Annotated in this window: 12 protein-coding genes; 3 read left to right on the top strand and 9 right to left on the bottom strand. The window is 72.2% G+C overall.

Annotated features, from left to right (window positions below; genetic code table 11):
• Positions 1-81: 81 nt before the first annotated feature.
• Positions 82-2,232: a GTPase-associated protein 1-related protein gene (locus ACZ5PB_RS03565; RefSeq protein WP_468687403.1), complete on the bottom strand. Its 2,151-nt coding sequence runs from the start codon at positions 2,230-2,232 to the stop codon at positions 82-84.
• A 286-nt stretch (positions 2,233-2,518) separates the two neighbouring features.
• On the opposite strand from ACZ5PB_RS03565, the gene ACZ5PB_RS03560 reads away from it, so the two are divergent.
• A complete protein-coding gene (locus ACZ5PB_RS03560; protein WP_468687400.1) occupies positions 2,519-4,006 on the top strand; it encodes an aldehyde dehydrogenase in 1,488 nt (495 codons plus the stop codon).
• A 113-nt stretch (positions 4,007-4,119) separates the two neighbouring features.
• A complete protein-coding gene (locus tag ACZ5PB_RS03555) occupies positions 4,120-4,842 on the top strand; it encodes a gamma-glutamyl-gamma-aminobutyrate hydrolase family protein (RefSeq protein ID WP_468688265.1) in 723 nt (240 codons plus the stop codon).
• Between the two features lie 5 nt (positions 4,843-4,847).
• On the opposite strand, the gene ACZ5PB_RS03550 is transcribed toward ACZ5PB_RS03555, so the two are convergent.
• The 8 genes from ACZ5PB_RS03550 to ACZ5PB_RS03515 form a co-directional block, all read right to left on the bottom strand.
• Positions 4,848-5,420, bottom strand: coding sequence for a MarR family winged helix-turn-helix transcriptional regulator (locus ACZ5PB_RS03550; protein ID WP_468687398.1), 573 nt, complete (start codon positions 5,418-5,420; stop codon positions 4,848-4,850).
• Between the two features lie 112 nt (positions 5,421-5,532).
• Positions 5,533-6,969 (bottom strand): APC family permease, encoded by a 1,437-nt coding sequence (locus ACZ5PB_RS03545; protein WP_468687396.1) that lies wholly within the window; start codon positions 6,967-6,969, stop codon positions 5,533-5,535.
• A gap of 6 nt (positions 6,970-6,975) precedes the next feature.
• Positions 6,976-7,824 carry a fumarylacetoacetate hydrolase family protein gene (locus ACZ5PB_RS03540; protein ID WP_468687394.1) on the bottom strand — a complete coding sequence of 283 codons (849 nt, stop codon included), beginning with the start codon at positions 7,822-7,824 and terminating at the stop codon, positions 6,976-6,978.
• The gene (locus ACZ5PB_RS03535) at positions 7,817-8,761 is read right to left on the bottom strand and encodes a 3,4-dihydroxyphenylacetate 2,3-dioxygenase (protein ID WP_468687393.1); all 945 of its coding nucleotides are present in this window, start codon (positions 8,759-8,761) and stop codon (positions 7,817-7,819) included. The genes ACZ5PB_RS03540 and ACZ5PB_RS03535 overlap by 8 nt, the downstream gene beginning before the upstream one ends.
• The gene (locus ACZ5PB_RS03530; protein WP_468687391.1) at positions 8,754-10,232 is read right to left on the bottom strand and encodes an aldehyde dehydrogenase; all 1,479 of its coding nucleotides are present in this window, start codon (positions 10,230-10,232) and stop codon (positions 8,754-8,756) included. The genes ACZ5PB_RS03535 and ACZ5PB_RS03530 overlap by 8 nt, the downstream gene beginning before the upstream one ends.
• A gap of 550 nt (positions 10,233-10,782) precedes the next feature.
• Positions 10,783-11,592 carry an acetoacetate decarboxylase family protein gene (locus ACZ5PB_RS03525; protein WP_468687389.1) on the bottom strand — a complete coding sequence of 270 codons (810 nt, stop codon included), beginning with the start codon at positions 11,590-11,592 and terminating at the stop codon, positions 10,783-10,785.
• Positions 11,589-12,833, bottom strand: coding sequence for an NAD(P)/FAD-dependent oxidoreductase (locus ACZ5PB_RS03520; RefSeq protein ID WP_468687387.1), 1,245 nt, complete (start codon positions 12,831-12,833; stop codon positions 11,589-11,591). Before ACZ5PB_RS03520 ends, ACZ5PB_RS03525 begins: the two co-directional genes overlap by 4 nt.
• Entirely contained in the window at positions 12,823-13,011 is a 189-nt protein-coding gene (locus ACZ5PB_RS03515) for a ferredoxin (RefSeq protein ID WP_468687385.1), read from the bottom strand. The genes ACZ5PB_RS03520 and ACZ5PB_RS03515 overlap by 11 nt, the downstream gene beginning before the upstream one ends.
• A gap of 183 nt (positions 13,012-13,194) precedes the next feature.
• Between ACZ5PB_RS03515 and ACZ5PB_RS03510 the strand changes: the two genes are divergently transcribed.
• Positions 13,195-14,589, top strand: coding sequence for a glutamine synthetase family protein (locus ACZ5PB_RS03510; protein ID WP_468687383.1), 1,395 nt, complete (start codon positions 13,195-13,197; stop codon positions 14,587-14,589).
• Positions 14,590-14,605 lie beyond the last annotated feature (16 nt).

Below are 14,605 nucleotides of genomic sequence, written 5' to 3'. Positions count from 1 at the left end.
ATGCTTATTGGGCGCGAGTGGGGCGGATTCTGACTAAATGGGTCAAGGGTGATGTCGGCCGAGTGGGCCGGGCGGGTGGGGTCACCGCCGCCCGAAGCGGCGCGCCAGCCTGCCGAAGGTGCCGCCCCCCGGCCGGTGCCAGGCCCGGAAGTCCGCCGCGTGCGTGCCGCCCGCCCGCTCCAAGTGGTCCGTCACCGCGCCGATCTCACGGCTCGTCAGATGCTGGAGCGCGGTCCGCAGCACCTCCTCCAGGAGTGCGGCCCGCACCTCGTCCCACGGCCTGCTCGCGCCCGGGTGCGAGGTCCAGGCGGTGAAGCAGTCGGCCAGATAGGAGGGGGTGGTGCGGATCCGGTCCTGGAGCGTGGCGGTGCGGGCGGTGGCGTCGTACGCGGCCAGCAGGTCGGGGTCGGCGGAGCGGGCCAGCGCGTTGAGCTCGCCCAGGGGGCGCTGCTCGGACAGCAGGTCCCGGGAGAGCAGGCCGAAGACGCGTTGCAGGACCGTCGGCTCCACCGGGTGCGCCGCCGACCGCAGTGTCAGCGCGGTGGCCACCGGACCCGCGCCCGCGCGGCCCTCGGCCAGCGACTCCGCGAACTCCAGCATCCGCAGCGCCCCCAGCTGGCGGGCGTCGATCTCGTGCGGGAAGCAGCGGATCAGATCGGCGGCCAGCGGGGTCACGTCCGGGTCGTCCGCCGGGCCCTCCAGGGCGGCCCGGATCAGCTCCGGGTAGGTGCCTGCCGTGCGGTGCGCGTCGGAGCCCGTCTCGCCGAGGATCCAGCGGGCCTCCTGCGGGGTGGGCAGGGCGGTGTCGGGCCAGACCAGCCGGAACCCGGTGCGCAGGACCAGCGGCTCGACCATCGGGGAGACCCCGGCGGCGCGCAGCACGGTGTGCAGGGTGGACTCCCGGTCGGCGCCGCCCGCCGCCGCGCCCGGCTGCGGGTACGCGGCGCACATCCGCAGATGCGGCAGCCCCTCCGGCTCGCCCGGAATCAGGTCCGCCGTGTGCAGCAGCCGTACCAGCGAGAAGGGATTGTCCGGCGCCAGCTCATCGAGGTGTACGAGGAGTTGGGCGTGCAGCGCCGAGTGCTGGGCGAGTGCCTCGCGGACGGCGGCACTGCGGGCCCGCTCCGGGTCGGCCAGGAGTTCGTGGGCGAGCTGGCGGGCCAGCTCGGGGACGGCGGCGGGGTTGTCGTCCTCAGCGGCCAGCAGGGCGGCCAGCGGGGCCAGCACCTCGGCGGGCACCTTGCCGTCGATGCGGACGGCCAGCCGCTCCAGGGCGTCGAGTTCACCGTCCGGGCGGGAGCCGGGGACCGGGGCGCAGAGCGCGCCCAGGAGGGCGGGCCAGTCGCCCGCGCTCAGCCCGTCGGCGTGCTCCTCGGCCCAGGCGGCGGCTGCCGTACGGCCGTGGGAGTCGAGCGGCACGCCCGCGCCGAGTGCGGTCGCGGCGAGCGGGCCTGCCTCGAACTCACCCCCGGACAGGGTGGGTTGGGCCGCAGCCCGCTTGAAGAGCTCGGGGCGTCCGGCCAGCCAGATCTGTGCGGCGACCCCGGCCCAGGAGTCGGCGTGCGCCGCGGTCCTTGCCGAAGCCGCCCCGTGCACCCGGAAGTCCGCCGCCGGGAACACCACGTCCGGCGAGGTCCCCACGATCTGCTGGAGCGCATGCTCCGGGCGCTCCGCGTACGTGGTGAAGGTCAGCCCGTGCGCGTGCTCGCGGGGGAGTGCGGCGCCGACGACCGCGACCCAGCGCGCGATGTCCGCCGGGTCCTCCTCGATCAGGACGACCTGCTCCGCCCCCGGGTCCTCGCAGAGCCTGCGCACATCGGCCAGCACGCCCGCGAGCCGCGATCCGCACGCCGTGGCGAACTCCGCGAGCCCGTCCCGGTCGAAGAAGCCCGCCGCCGGGGTCAGGATCTCCAGCGCGGCGAGGGGCTCGCCCGGCGCCGGGGGCACCTGTGTCCAGCGCGGGGAGTCCCACGCGGTGACCGGCAGCGCACCGCCAGGCAGTCTGGTCCCGGCGGGCAGGTGGACGGCGTGGGTGTACGCGCCGCCGGTCTCCGGGTCCGTGGTCGTACGGCTCAACAGGCGGCTGCCGTCGGAGAGTTGGCTCAGCGAGAAGGCGGTGGCGGGGAAGGCGGCGAGCACTTCCTCCGCCTCGTCGAGCAGCTCGGGCGGCACGTCGGGGCCGACCGCCGTGAACCCGGCGGCCGAGGTGTAGTGAAGCTGGGCCAGGCTCATCGGTTCGTTCGCTCCCTATGGTGCGTGGTGCGGTGGGTGGGGCGACAGGGATGCCGTGCCCGCTTCAGCTCGTACCCCGTCTCCGGTCTGTTCAAGATCACTATTCCCTGCGACGGACCCCATACCAGCAGATCCAGGCGCGATGTGCTGCGCTTTGCGGGATTTTCATGCCCGGAAGAGGGGGTGAACCGGGTCGCCCCGGCCCTTGTGGGCGCCCCCGCACCCGCTTATCGTTTGGACTCAAATGGATATGCGGTGCGACCCGCTCGTTCCGGAGGTGCCCACGGTGGACATTTCATACGAAGGCTGGCTGCTGCGGGTCAAGGACCTCCGGTATCCGGCCTCCCATCACATCGACGGCCGCGAGGAGCCGGGCGGGGGCGAGGGGTTCGCGGTCGTGTCTCCGCGCGACGGACAGCAGTTGACGCGTGTCGCCGACGCGGGTGCCGCTGAGATCGACCTTGCCGTGGCCGCCGCCCGCCGTGCCTTCGACCACGGACCGTGGCCCCGCCTCGCCCCCGCCGACCGGGGCCGCGTCCTGCTCCGGATCGCGGATCTGATCGAGGAGCGGCGCGCCGACCTCGCGCTGACCCTCAGCCTGGAGATGGGCAAGACGATCTCGGACGCGTACGGCATCGAACTGCGCGCCCTCGTCAGCACCTTCCGCTACTACGGCGCGCTCGCCGACAAGCTCACCGACGAGTCCCCGCACACCTCGCCCGACGCCCTCGCCCTGGTCACCCGCGAGCCCGCCGGGGTCGTCGGCGCCGTCGTCCCGTGGAACTTCCCGCTCACCCTGGCGGGCTGGAAGATCGCCCCGGCGCTGGCCGCCGGCTGCACCGTCGTACTCAAGCCGTCCGAACTCTCCCCCCTGTCCGCCCTGTTGCTCGGCCGGCTCGGCACGGAGGCCGGGCTGCCGGACGGGGCGCTCAACGTGGTCGCCGGGGACGGGCCCACGGCAGGGCGGGCGCTCGGGCTGCACCCGGACGTCGACGTCCTCGCGTTCACCGGATCGGCCGCCGTCGGCCGCCACTTCCTGCACTACGCCGCCGACTCCAACCTCAAGCGGGTCTGGCTGGAACTGGGCGGCAAGTCGCCCAACATCGTGCTCCCCGACGCCCCCGACCTGGCGCAGGCCGCCGCGACCGCCGCCTGGGGCATCTTCTTCAACCAGGGCGAGATGTGCACCGCCCCCTCCCGGCTGCTGGTGCACTCCTCGGTCGCCGAACAGGTGGTGGACGCGGTCGTCGCACGGGCCGAGGAGATCAAGGTGGGCGACCCGCTCGACCCGGCCACCGAAATGGGCGCGCTCGTGGGAGAGCCGCACCTCGCCCGGGTGACGGAACACGTGGCGGCGGGCGAGGCGGGCGGCGCCCGGCTGCGGACCGGCGGCACCCGCATCCACCCCAAACCCGGCGGGAGTTACTTCGCCCCGACCGTCTTCGACCGGGTGGCCGAGGACTCGCGGCTGGCCCGCGAGGAGATCTTCGGCCCCGTACTGTCCGTCTTCACCTTCGACACCGTCGAGGAGGCGGTACGCCTGGCCAACGACACCGAGTACGGCCTCGCCGCCGGACTCTGGACCGCCGACCTGACCACCGCCCACCGCGTCTCGCGCCTCCTCAGGGCGGGCACGGTGTGGGTCAACTGCTACGAGGAGGGCGACCTCACCGTCCCCTTCGGCGGAATGAAGCAGTCCGGCAACGGGCGGGACAAATCGGCGCACGCGATGGAGAAGTACACCGAGTTGAAGACGACCTGGATGCAGCTGTGAGTGCTTCGGTGGAGCCCGTGAGCACCTCTGACGAATCCGCCGAATCCGCCGAATCCGCCGAATCCGCCGCATCCGCTGCATCCGCGCGCTTCGCCGCCGCGCCGCCCCGTCCGCTGATCGCCCTGCCCAACCGCTTCGCCGCCTCGACCTCCGCACTGCGCTACGCGGCCGAGGTGACGGCCCGCGCCCTGGTGGACGCCGTCTGGCGGGCGGGCGGCGAGCCGTTCATGCTGCACCCGTACGCGCCCGGGGGCGTGGCCGACCCGGCCGAGGTGGCGGCCCGGCTGGCCCGCTGCGACGGGCTGCTGCTGCCCGGCGGCGGCGACCTCGCGCCGCACCGCTACGGCGCCACCGGCACCCACGAGAGCGTGTACGACGTCGACGACGAGCAGGACGCCTTCGACCTGGCCGTGGCCCGCGCCGCCCTCGACGCGGAACTGCCGTCCCTGGCGGTCTGCCGGGGCCTCCAGATCGTCAACGTCGCCCTCGGCGGCACCCTCCGGCAGGACATGGGCGGCCCCGGGCGCGAACACCGGCACTTCGTCCACCCGGTGGCCCTGGAGCGCGGCTCCACCGTGGCCGCCGCCGCGGGCACGGAGAAGGTGGAGGCCTCCTGCTACCACCACCAGTGCGTCGAGGCGCTCGGCGAAGGGCTGGCGGTCACCGCGCGCGCCCCCGACGGAACGGTCGAAGCCCTCGAACTCGCGGACGCCCGGGGCTGGTTCGCCGCCGTCCAGTGGCACCCGGAGGACACCGCGGCGCACGACCCGGCACAGCAGGGCCTGTTCGACGCGCTGATCCGAGCGGCAGCGTACGTCAACTCGGCCCGCCGCTGAGGGAGTTACGGCTTCGCGCGGCGGCCGCTCCGGCGCGGGGCGGGCTGCTCGCCGTTCAGCAGTTCGCGCCGCCGCTCCTCGCCGTGTTCCTCCACCTGTACGACAATGCGACGCAGCGCGTCCGCCGTCTGCTTGCACTCGTCGGCGTCCAACCGCTGGGAGACGAAGGCCTCTTCGGCGTTCAGCTCGGGGAAGACGCGGCGCATTAGCGTCTCGCCCTCGTCGGTGAGGCTGAGCAGGACCCGGCGTCCGTCGGACGGGTGGTCGGTTCTCCGCACCAGCCCGCGCCCTTCGAGGGTGCGGGCCACACCCGTCAGCGTGCCCTTGGAGATGCCCGCCTCCTCCGCCACGAACCGGGTCTCGCGCTCGCCCCAGATCCACACCACCCACAGAACCACGAACGCGGTCCAGGTGAGGTCGGAGCCGCGCAGCACCGAGTTCTCGAAGTGGCTGCGGACGGCGGCGGCCGCGCGGTGGATGTTGGCGATGACGGCCATCTGCTCGTGCTGGATGGGGATACCGCCGAGCTTGGCCTCGACCAGCTTCTCGGTCTCGATGATGGAACGCTGGCCGGGCACAGGCTCTCCTTCGGACTAAGCGGGAGGTTCGGTCGTTCGGTACCAAATTGTACGGTGGTCAAAGCCCCTGGCCAGGGCCCCGGCCATCGAGCGCGTACGAGGTCCGCACAGGTCAGCGGCGTACCCCCGCCGCCCGCCGTGCGTACGGCAGCCGGGAGAGCCCCGCACACAGGAGCAGCGCGGCCGGCACGGTCAGCGCCAGCCAGGTCGCGGTCGTCGTGTCCCCGCCGATCAGGGTGGGGAAGTTGACGACCACGAGCCAGATCGCCCCCGCGATGCCGAGGGCACCGAGGAGCGGTGCGACCAGGGTGTTCCAGAGGCGGGTGTCCTGCCGGGTCCTGAGGAAGAAGACGATCACCGCGACCGAGGTCAGGAAGTACAGGAAGGTGATCGCGAGCGCCGCGATCCCGCTGAACCACGAGAACATCGTCAGCACCGGGTCCATGCCCAGCGCGGGGAACGGCAGCATCAGCACGGCAGCCGTCACCGTCTGGACGAGACCCGCGGCCACCGGCTGCTGCCGCTTGTTGAGCACGGACAGCCGGTGCGGCAGCAGCCCGTCGCGGCTCAGCGAGTACAGATAGCGGTTGGCGGAGTTGTGAAAGGCCAGGATCCCGGCGAAGAGGGAGGTGGCCAGGAGGACGGGCAGGACGTCGTTCACCCACGTACCGAACTGTGCGGCCACCGGCCCGAACACGAAGGCCGCCCCGTCCCCGCCGTCCAGTGCGGCCCCGGCCGCCGCCCGGCTCTTCGACGCCCCGTACGCGGAGATCAGCATCCAGGTCGTGAAGGCGAAGAAGCAGGTCACGACCGCGACGGCGAGATAGGTGGCGCGCGGCACCGTCTTCCTCGGGTCGCGCGCCTCCTCCCCGTAGATCGCCGTCGCCTCGAAGCCGAGCATCGACGCGAGCGCGAAGACGAGCGCCACCCCGGGCGCCCCTTCGAGCAGCGCCGGGACCGAGAACGACGCCCCCGGGGCCAGCCCCTCGGGGCCGCCGCCCTGGAACAGCGTGACCACCCCGAAGGCCAGCAGGACGGAGAACTCGGCCAGCACGAACACGGCCAGGATCCGCGCCCCCACCTCGATGCCCGCCACCCCGAGCACCCGTACGACGGCCATCGTCACCAACGAGCAGACCCACCAGGGCACTTCGAGCCCCGCCAGCTCGTCGAAGAGACCGCTGACGGTCGCCCCGTAGAGCCCGTACATCGCACCCTGGACGACGTGGTACGCGAGCAGGGCCACGCCCGCGCCGCCGATGCCGGTGCTCCGGCCGAGACCCTTGCCGATGTACGCGTAGAACGCGCCCGCGTCCACCACGTACCGCCCCATCGCGACGAATCCGACGGAGAACAGCAGCACGATCCCGCCCGCCACGGCATACGTGGCCGGGGTGCCGGGACCGTTGCCGATGGCTATCGCGATCGGCGCGGCCCCGGCGATGCCGGTCAGCGGGGCCTGCGCGGAGAGGACGAAGAAGAGGATGCCGAAGGCACCCAGGGCGCCCCGCCTGAGGGTGCGGGGCGCCTCTCTCGGTGGTGAGGTCACGGCGGGTCAGCCCTTCTTCGGCGCGCGGATGCCGCGGAACTCCCAGTCGCCGCCGAAGGCCGTCGAGACGACCTCCTCGGACTCGCCCGGCTGCGCACCGCAGTCGGCGCGGACCGGGACGGGACCTGAGACGATGTGGTTCGTCAGCCTGCCGAGCCCTTCGACCTCGACCTCGACGACGTCACCCGGCTGTACGGGGCGGGAGTTGGCCGGCGTACCGGAGAGCAGGACGTCGCCCGGGTTGAGGGTGATGGTGCGGGCGATGTCGGCGACCAGGTAGTGCATGTCCCACTCCATCTCGGAGGTGGAACCGTCCTGCACGACGACGCCGTTGACGTACGTACGCAGGTACTTGTCGCGGAAGTCCCAGTCGGTGACGAGCCCGGGGCCGAGCGGGCACAGCGTGTCCGAGCCCTTGACCCGCAGCATCGAACCGGCGTCGGTGTCGCGGAAGTCGTGCAGGCCGTAGTCGTTGCCGATGGTGTATCCGGCGATGTAGTCACCGGCCTGGGCGGGGGAGATGTTGCGGGCGGTCCGGCCGATGACGATGGCGACCTCGCCCTCGTAGTTGAGGTACTTGCAGCCCTCGGGGCGGACGACGGCGCCGCCGTGGGCGTTGAGGGCGGAGGTCGGCTTGTGGAAGTACGTGGGGGTGGGGGCCAGCGCGATCCGGAACTCCTCCACGCGGCTGCGGTGGTTGAGGTGCACGGCGACGACCTTGGAGGGGACCACCGGCGGCAGGTGGTGGGCCTCGGCGGTCTTGACGCGGCGGCCGTCGGCGGAGACGAGTTCGTCGTCCTCGCGGGTGACCTGGACGACGGCGCCGTCGAGGAGGATGCGGCGGTACTCAGGCACGGGAGGGCTCCTGGGGGGTGAGGGGGTGGGTGCTGCTCGTGCCGACCTTTCGGTCGCTGGTCCAACCGTCAGCCGGGCGGTCGAACCAGAGGTGGATCTGTCCCGTCCCGACGGCGTTCTCGTACTCGCTGTAGCGGCGGCCGGGGGCGGTGCAGCGCTCCTCGCCGAGGGCGCCGGCCATCATGAGGTAGTGGCCGAACCTGGCCTCGGGCTTGAAGCGGTAGAACTCCGGCATGGTGCGCAGGACCTCGTCGTGGCGACCCTGCTCGAACCAGGCGATCCGCTCCAGGTCGGCCTCGCGCGCACCGGCGCTGAAGATGTGGCTCGGGTCGCTGGACTCGTGGGAGCGGAGTTCGCGCAGCGACCAGAAGGTGTGCGAGAGCGCGCCGGAGGCGATGACGAGCACCTTGCGGTCGGTGGCGGCGACCGCGTCGGCGAGGGCGCGGCCGAGCCGCAGGTTGTCCTCGGTGTCGGCGGTCTGGCAGACACCGATCGACACCCACTTCTTCTCCGGGAGCCCCTCGCCGAGGTACTTCCACAGATTGATCGTGGCGTAGTGGACGGGCAGGTAAGGGTCGTCGATCGGAGTGATCCACGTCTGGTGCCGGTCCGCGAACTCGGCCAGCTCGTAGGCGAGTTCGGGGTCGCCGGGATAGTCGTAGGGCATCCGGCACATGCCGCGCGGGAGCTCTTCGGAGGTGAAGAGTCCGGCGCGGCGGTCCTGGGCGGCGACGACGTACTCGACGGTGGTCGCCCAGTGGGAGTCCAGTACGACCACGGTGTCGTAGTCGACCGTCTCGAAGACCTCCTCGCGGAGCCTGCGGAGCCCGGGGACGAGGCTGATTTCCTGGCCCTCGTTGAGCTCCCTGCGGGTCTCCTCGGGCAGAACGATGGTCGGGACGTGCGAGAGGATTCCCGCGCCGACGATTTCACCCATGGTGGGTCCACCCTGCTTCCTGAGCGGTGACGGTGTTCTTGACGTCGCAGTAGAAGTCGAAGCTCCAGGTACCGCCCTCCCGGCCGATCCCGGACTGGCGGGAGCCGCCGAACGGGGCGCGGAGGTCGCGCACGTAGAAGCAGTTGACCCAGACGGTGCCCGCGACGAGGCGGGCGGTGATGCGGTCGGCGTGGTCCGGGTCCCCGGTGACGACGGTGGCGGCGAGGCCGAAGCGGGTGCCGTTGGCGAGGGCGATCGCTTCGTCGTCGGTGGCGAAGGTCTGGAGGGTGAGGACGGGCCCGAAGATCTCCTCCTGGACGGCCTCGGCGTCCTGGGGGAGGCCGGTGAGGAGGGTGGGCCGGTAGTACAGCCCCCCGAGCTGTTCGTTCGGCGCCCCGCCGACGAGGGCGGTGGCCCCCGCATCGAGGGCCCGCCGCACGAACCCGTCGATCTTCTCCAGTTGCCGGGGGTGGATGTTGGGCCCGATGTCGGTGGCCGGGTCACGCGGGTCGCCCTGCACGAGGGCGCTCGCCTTCTCGACGAAGCGGCGGGTGAACTCCTGCGCGACGGTCTCGTGCACCAGGAGGCGGGTGCCGGCGAGGCAGACCTGCCCGGCGTTGTCGTACTGCTCGACGGCGAGCTCGACGGCGAGGTCGAGGTCCGCGTCCGCGAGGACGAGGAGCGGGGACTTGCCGCCGAGTTCGAGGGAGGTGGGGGTGAGGCGGGCGGCAGCGGCGGCCTGGATGGCGCGGGCGGTCGGCACGGAGCCGGTGAAGCTGATGCGGCGCACGTCGGGGTGCTCGACGAGGGCCTGGCCGACTTCGGCGCCGTACCCCTGGACGACGTTGAGCACTCCGGCGGGCAGGCCGGCCTCGTGGGCGATGTCGGCGAGGAGGGAGGCGGTGAGGGGGGACCACTCGGCGGGCTTGAGGACGACGGTGTTGCCTGCGGCGAGGGCGGGGGCGACCTTCCAGCTCTCCATCATGAGGGGTGCGTTCCACGGGGTGATGAGGACGCACGGCCCGGCCGGGTCCCAACTCACTTGGTTCCTGCGGGTGTTGGTGTCGAAGGGTGGGTGGGCGAGGTCCTGGGTGAGCCAGTCGGCGAAGAAGCGGAAGTTGTGCGCGACACGGGGCATGACGCCGCGGCGGTGGGAACGGAGGAGGGCCCCGTTGTCGAGGGTCTCGACCTGAGCCAGCTCTTCGAGCCGCTTTTCGACTCCGTCGGCGATGGCGTGCAGGATCCGGGCTCGGTGGGCGGGGGGCGTCGCGGCCCACGCGGGAAACGCGGCTGTGGCGGCGGCCACGGCGGCGTGGGCGTCGGCGGGGCGGCCGCGGGAGATTTGGGCGAGGGGGGTGCCGTCGATGGGGGAGTGATCGGTAAATGTCTCCCCGGAAACGGAGTCCACCCGCTGGCCACCGATCCAGTGGCGGGGGTCGATGGGGGTGGGGGTGGGTGTGGGGTGGGGCACGGGTGCTCCTTGGGGGTTGGGAGGGGTGGGACAGGGAGTGGGCGGCATCGCTGCCGGGCCGTGGCTTGGTAGGGGTGCGGTGCGGGGCTCTGTGTGCGAGGCCGGGGCACGGTGCGGCTCGGCTGCGCTGGGCGGGCACGACCACTCGCACACCCCCGCAGGGGTAGGCCCCGCCAGTGGCGCGGGGCTGTGCCCCTGTGCGGCTCCGCCGCGCGGGCGCGACCAGCCACACGTACCCGCCCCTTTAGGGGCGCGGGGAACTGCGCGGCCAGCCACACTCGACCCGCACCTCCCCCACCCACCCCAACCGGGCTGCCACCCCGGGGTCCGGGGCGGAGCCCCGGTTTCGGGAAGGGGCGGGGTGGGGTGAAGCCCCGCGCAGCGGACCACTCGGGTGTGGAGCGCGGGGCGGGGGCGGAGCTGGGGCGGGGCCGGAGGGTTCGGCTCCGCCGGGGGCCGCCCCCTTGCCCGCCCGTTCCGCCCCCGGGGGGCGGCCCCGCCGCCCAAGGGGGCTCGGCGGGGGCCGCCGCCCGAGGGGGCTTGGCGGGGTCTATTCGGATGCGGAGGTGGTGGATTCCAAGAGGTGGCCGCCGTCCCACACCACCCCCACCTGCCGGTAGTACGCCCCAATCACCTCCCCCACCTCCAATCTCGCCAACTCCTCCGTAGGAGACGAGAAGAGCGAGAACTCCACGTCCGCCCCCCACGCCCGCCCCGCCTCGAACTCCGCCGCCCCCGTCTCCACCAACTCGTCCAGCGCCAGCCCCTTCCCCTTCTCGACCGAGGGCAGCCACCGGTTGTGGATCATCGGATGCGCATTCACGAACCCATTGCCCGCACTCTCCTCGCGAAGCGTGAAGACCGCCTCCGCCAACCGCCGGTCCGCCGCCGCCAGCGTCGCCCCGAACCGCGCCCCCGCCTCGATCCGAGGCGCGGGACCGTACGGATGCGGCCGGGTCTGGTGGATCGACCCCAGCTTCTTCGGATACCCCTGGTGCAGCCCCCGCGCGATCGCGAAGTCCTTGTCGACCCAGATGTAGACGCACCGCGAGTAGACCCGCCCCCGGTACGAGCACCGCACCACCGCGAACGCCTCCTTGTACTGCGCCCGCACCGGATCCAGCAGCTCGTCGCCCGATGCCGAGCAGGACTGCCAGTCCGCCCAGATGAACGCGACCGCACCGGGATCCTCGTCCGCCAACTCCAGTGGCGCGGGCAGCAGTTCAAGTACCCGCGCCGGATCGGTCCGGTACTCGACGGTCAGCAGGTCGCCGGAGTACCGCCACGGCGGCGCCGGAATCAGCGACGACGCACCGCTCGCGGTCTTGGGGTAGAAGAAGCCCCGGACATTCGCGCTCACGAAAGTGCTCCTAGAGAGAGGTCCTGCGTGGAGGGGGACTGGGCAAGGAGGGCCGCGCGGTGGTCCGCAGCCCTGGCGACCACCGCAGGGCCGCCCATCGCCACCACACCGACCAGCCGCCCGCCGGCATCGTGGTAACCCATCAGCAGATCGCCGTGAGCAGCGCAGTCAGCCGCGCCCTCCAGCACCCGCACGTCCCCGACCCCCAGCGCGGGCGCGCCGAAGGACTGGATCCGCTCCGCGTACTGATCGCTCCAGAACGAGGGCAACGGCGAGAAGGGCCCGACCCCGGCACCCACCAGCACCCGCGCCGCATGCCGCGCACTGTCCCCCGGCACCGACCAGTGCTCGACCCGCCGGGCCACCCCGTCGTACCGGGGGTTCGGGAAGCGCGCCACGTCGCCGACCGCGACGACGTCTGCCGCACCCTCGACCCTCAACTGCCCGTCGCACAGCACCCCGTCGCTGAGATCGAGCCCGTTGCCCGCCAGCCATTCGACGTTCGGCAACGACCCGACGGCCTCGACGACCACGTCCGCGCGCACCAGACACTCGTCGTCCAGCACGACACCGGTGACCCGGTCGTTGCGCCCGATGAAACGGGCCACCGTACGCCCGAGGGCGAAGCGCACCCCCTGCGCGCGGTGCCGCTCCAGGAGCACCCCGGCGAGCACCTCACCGAGCGCGCGCCGCAACGGCAGCGGTTCCGGCTCCACGACGGTCACGTCCGCGCCGAGCCCCCTTGCCGTCGCCGCGACCTCGCAGCCGACGAACCCCGCGCCGACGACGACCACCCGGACGCCAGGCCGGAGCCCGCCCCGCAGGGCCCGTACGTCGTCGATCGTACGAATGACGTGGCGGCCCTGCGCGGGACCCGGTACGTCGAGTCGACGCGGACGCAGCCCGGTGGCGACGACGAGCCCGCCGTACGCGAACTCCTCGCCGTCACTGAGCCGTACGACCCTGGCGGCGAGGTCCGCGGACACGACCGCCGTGCCGAGCCGCCACACCACATCGGCGGCGGCGGGCTTCGGCCGGAAGGTCAGCGACTCGAAGGTGGCGGTCCCGGCCAGCACCTCCTTGGACAACGGGGGCCGGTTGTACGGCATATGGGGCTCGTCGCCGATGACGACGAGCTCGCCCTTGAAGCCCGCCCGGCGCAGCTGCTCGGCGGTGCGCAGGCCACCGAGGGAGGCCCCGGCGACGACGACCCGGTCGACGGCCACCGGTTCAGTCCTCAAGGGTGATGGCCTGGAGCGGGCAGACGTCCGCCGCGTCCTCGATGTCCTCGCGCAGCGACTCGTCCGGCTCGGCGACGTACAACAGCCTTCCGTCCTGGTCGAGTTGGAAGACGTCGGGGGCGGAGAAGACGCACTGACCGTGGTTCTGGCAGATGTCCATGTCCACGACGACCTTCATGAGCGGTCCTCCCGAAAGCGTGCACAGGGTGAATTCGTTTGAGTTCAAACAAGTTAATCCCCGCACGGCGCCCGGTCAACCGTCGTGTGAAGGTGAGGAATCCCGGGGGAAGTTGACGGGCGCCCTTGTGCCGGACCCTGGCTCTGCATACCTTTTGGAGTCAAACGACATGGAGGAGCCACGGTGAGCGCATCGCAGTCCGGGCCGCAGCCGCCACTGCCGCCCGAGATCAGCCAGCACCTCGAACGTCTTGCCGCGCAGGGTCACGACATCGACGTGGTCCGGGTGACGTTCCCCGATCTCCTCGGCACCGACCGGGCCCGCGACATCCTGATCAGCCACCTGCCGTCGGCCGTCGGGCACGGACTCGCCTTCTGTCGTGCCGTCTACCACACGTCGCCGCGCGGTGACACGGTCGACGTCGCGGGCGGACTGGACGCCGGACTCCCGGACATCGTCGTCCGCCCCGACCTCTCCACCCTCGTCGCCCTGCCCTGGGAGCCCGGCGTCGCCTGGTGTCTCGGCGACGTCAGTGATCCGGCAACCCACGCCGCCGCGCCCGAATCACCGCGCGGCGTACTCCAGAAGGTGCTGGACGCCTGGACCGAGTTCGGCCTGGCCCCGGTCGTCGGGCCCGAACTCGAATACTTCCTCTGCGAACCCGACCCCACCCCCAACTCGCCCACCGGCTGGCGCCGTTACGCCGAAGCCACCGGGAACATCTACACGGCCGGCCTGCGCGGCGACCCGGAGCGCCACCTCCTGCGCACCCTCCGCGAGCTGAGGGACCTCGGACTCGGTGTCACGGCGGGCAACCACGAGTACGCCAGCGGCCAGTTCGAGATCAACCTCGATCACTCCGAGGCACTCGACGCCGCCGACCGCGCCTTCCGCTTCAAGGCGGCCGTCAAGGAACTCGCCCGCAAGGAAGGGAAGTTGGCCACCTTCATGGCCAAACCCTTCAACGACGAGGGTGGCTCCGGCTTCCACGTGCACTTCTCCGCCGTCGAACCCGGCCGTCAGGGCCACAACCGGTTCGACGACCCCAAGGGCGAGCACGGACTCTCCGGCGTGGCCCGCCACGCGATCGCGGGCATCCTCACCCACGCCCCCGCGCTCGCCGCCCTGCAGAACCCCACCATCAACTCGTACAAGCGCTTCGGCCCGGACACCCTGGCCCCCTGGCTGATCGACTGGGGCCTCGACAACCGCAGCGCCATGGTCCGCATACCGCCGGAGCGCGGCGCGGCGAGCCGCCTGGAACTGCGCCTCGGCGACGCGAGCGCCAACCCCTACCTGCTGATCGCCAGCACCCTCGCCGCCGCCCTGCTGGGCATCATCGCCGAACTGGAGCCCCCCGCCCCGCTGTCCGGCTACGGCTACGACACCACCAAGGCGCCCCTGCTGCCGGCCACCCTCCCCGAAGCGCTGGACGCCCTGGTGGCCGACGGCCCGCTGACCGAGCTGCTCGGCAAGGAGTTCACCGCGTCCTTCCTCGCGTACAAGCGCAACGAGGTGGAACGGTTCCAACGGCACGTCACGGACTGGGAGTTCGGCGAGTACGCGTACCACGTCTGAGCCACGGGAGCCCCAC

Source organism: Streptomyces sp. NPDC032721, from assembly GCF_055579625.1.
Note: the sequence above shows the minus strand (reverse complement) of the source record. Positions and strands in the feature narration are given on the sequence as shown.

Bases quoted from the DNA above. Each gene is read 5' to 3' on its own strand.
- ACZ5PB_RS03565 (WP_468687403.1), bottom strand. From the start codon at position 2,232: ATGAGCCTGGCCCAGCTTCACTACACCTCGGCCGCCGGGTTCACGGCG.
- ACZ5PB_RS03535 (WP_468687393.1), bottom strand. From the start codon at position 8,761: ATGGGTGAAATCGTCGGCGCGGGAATCCTCTCGCACGTCCCGACCATC.
- ACZ5PB_RS03515 (WP_468687385.1), bottom strand. From the start codon at position 13,011: ATGAAGGTCGTCGTGGACATGGACATCTGCCAGAACCACGGTCAGTGC.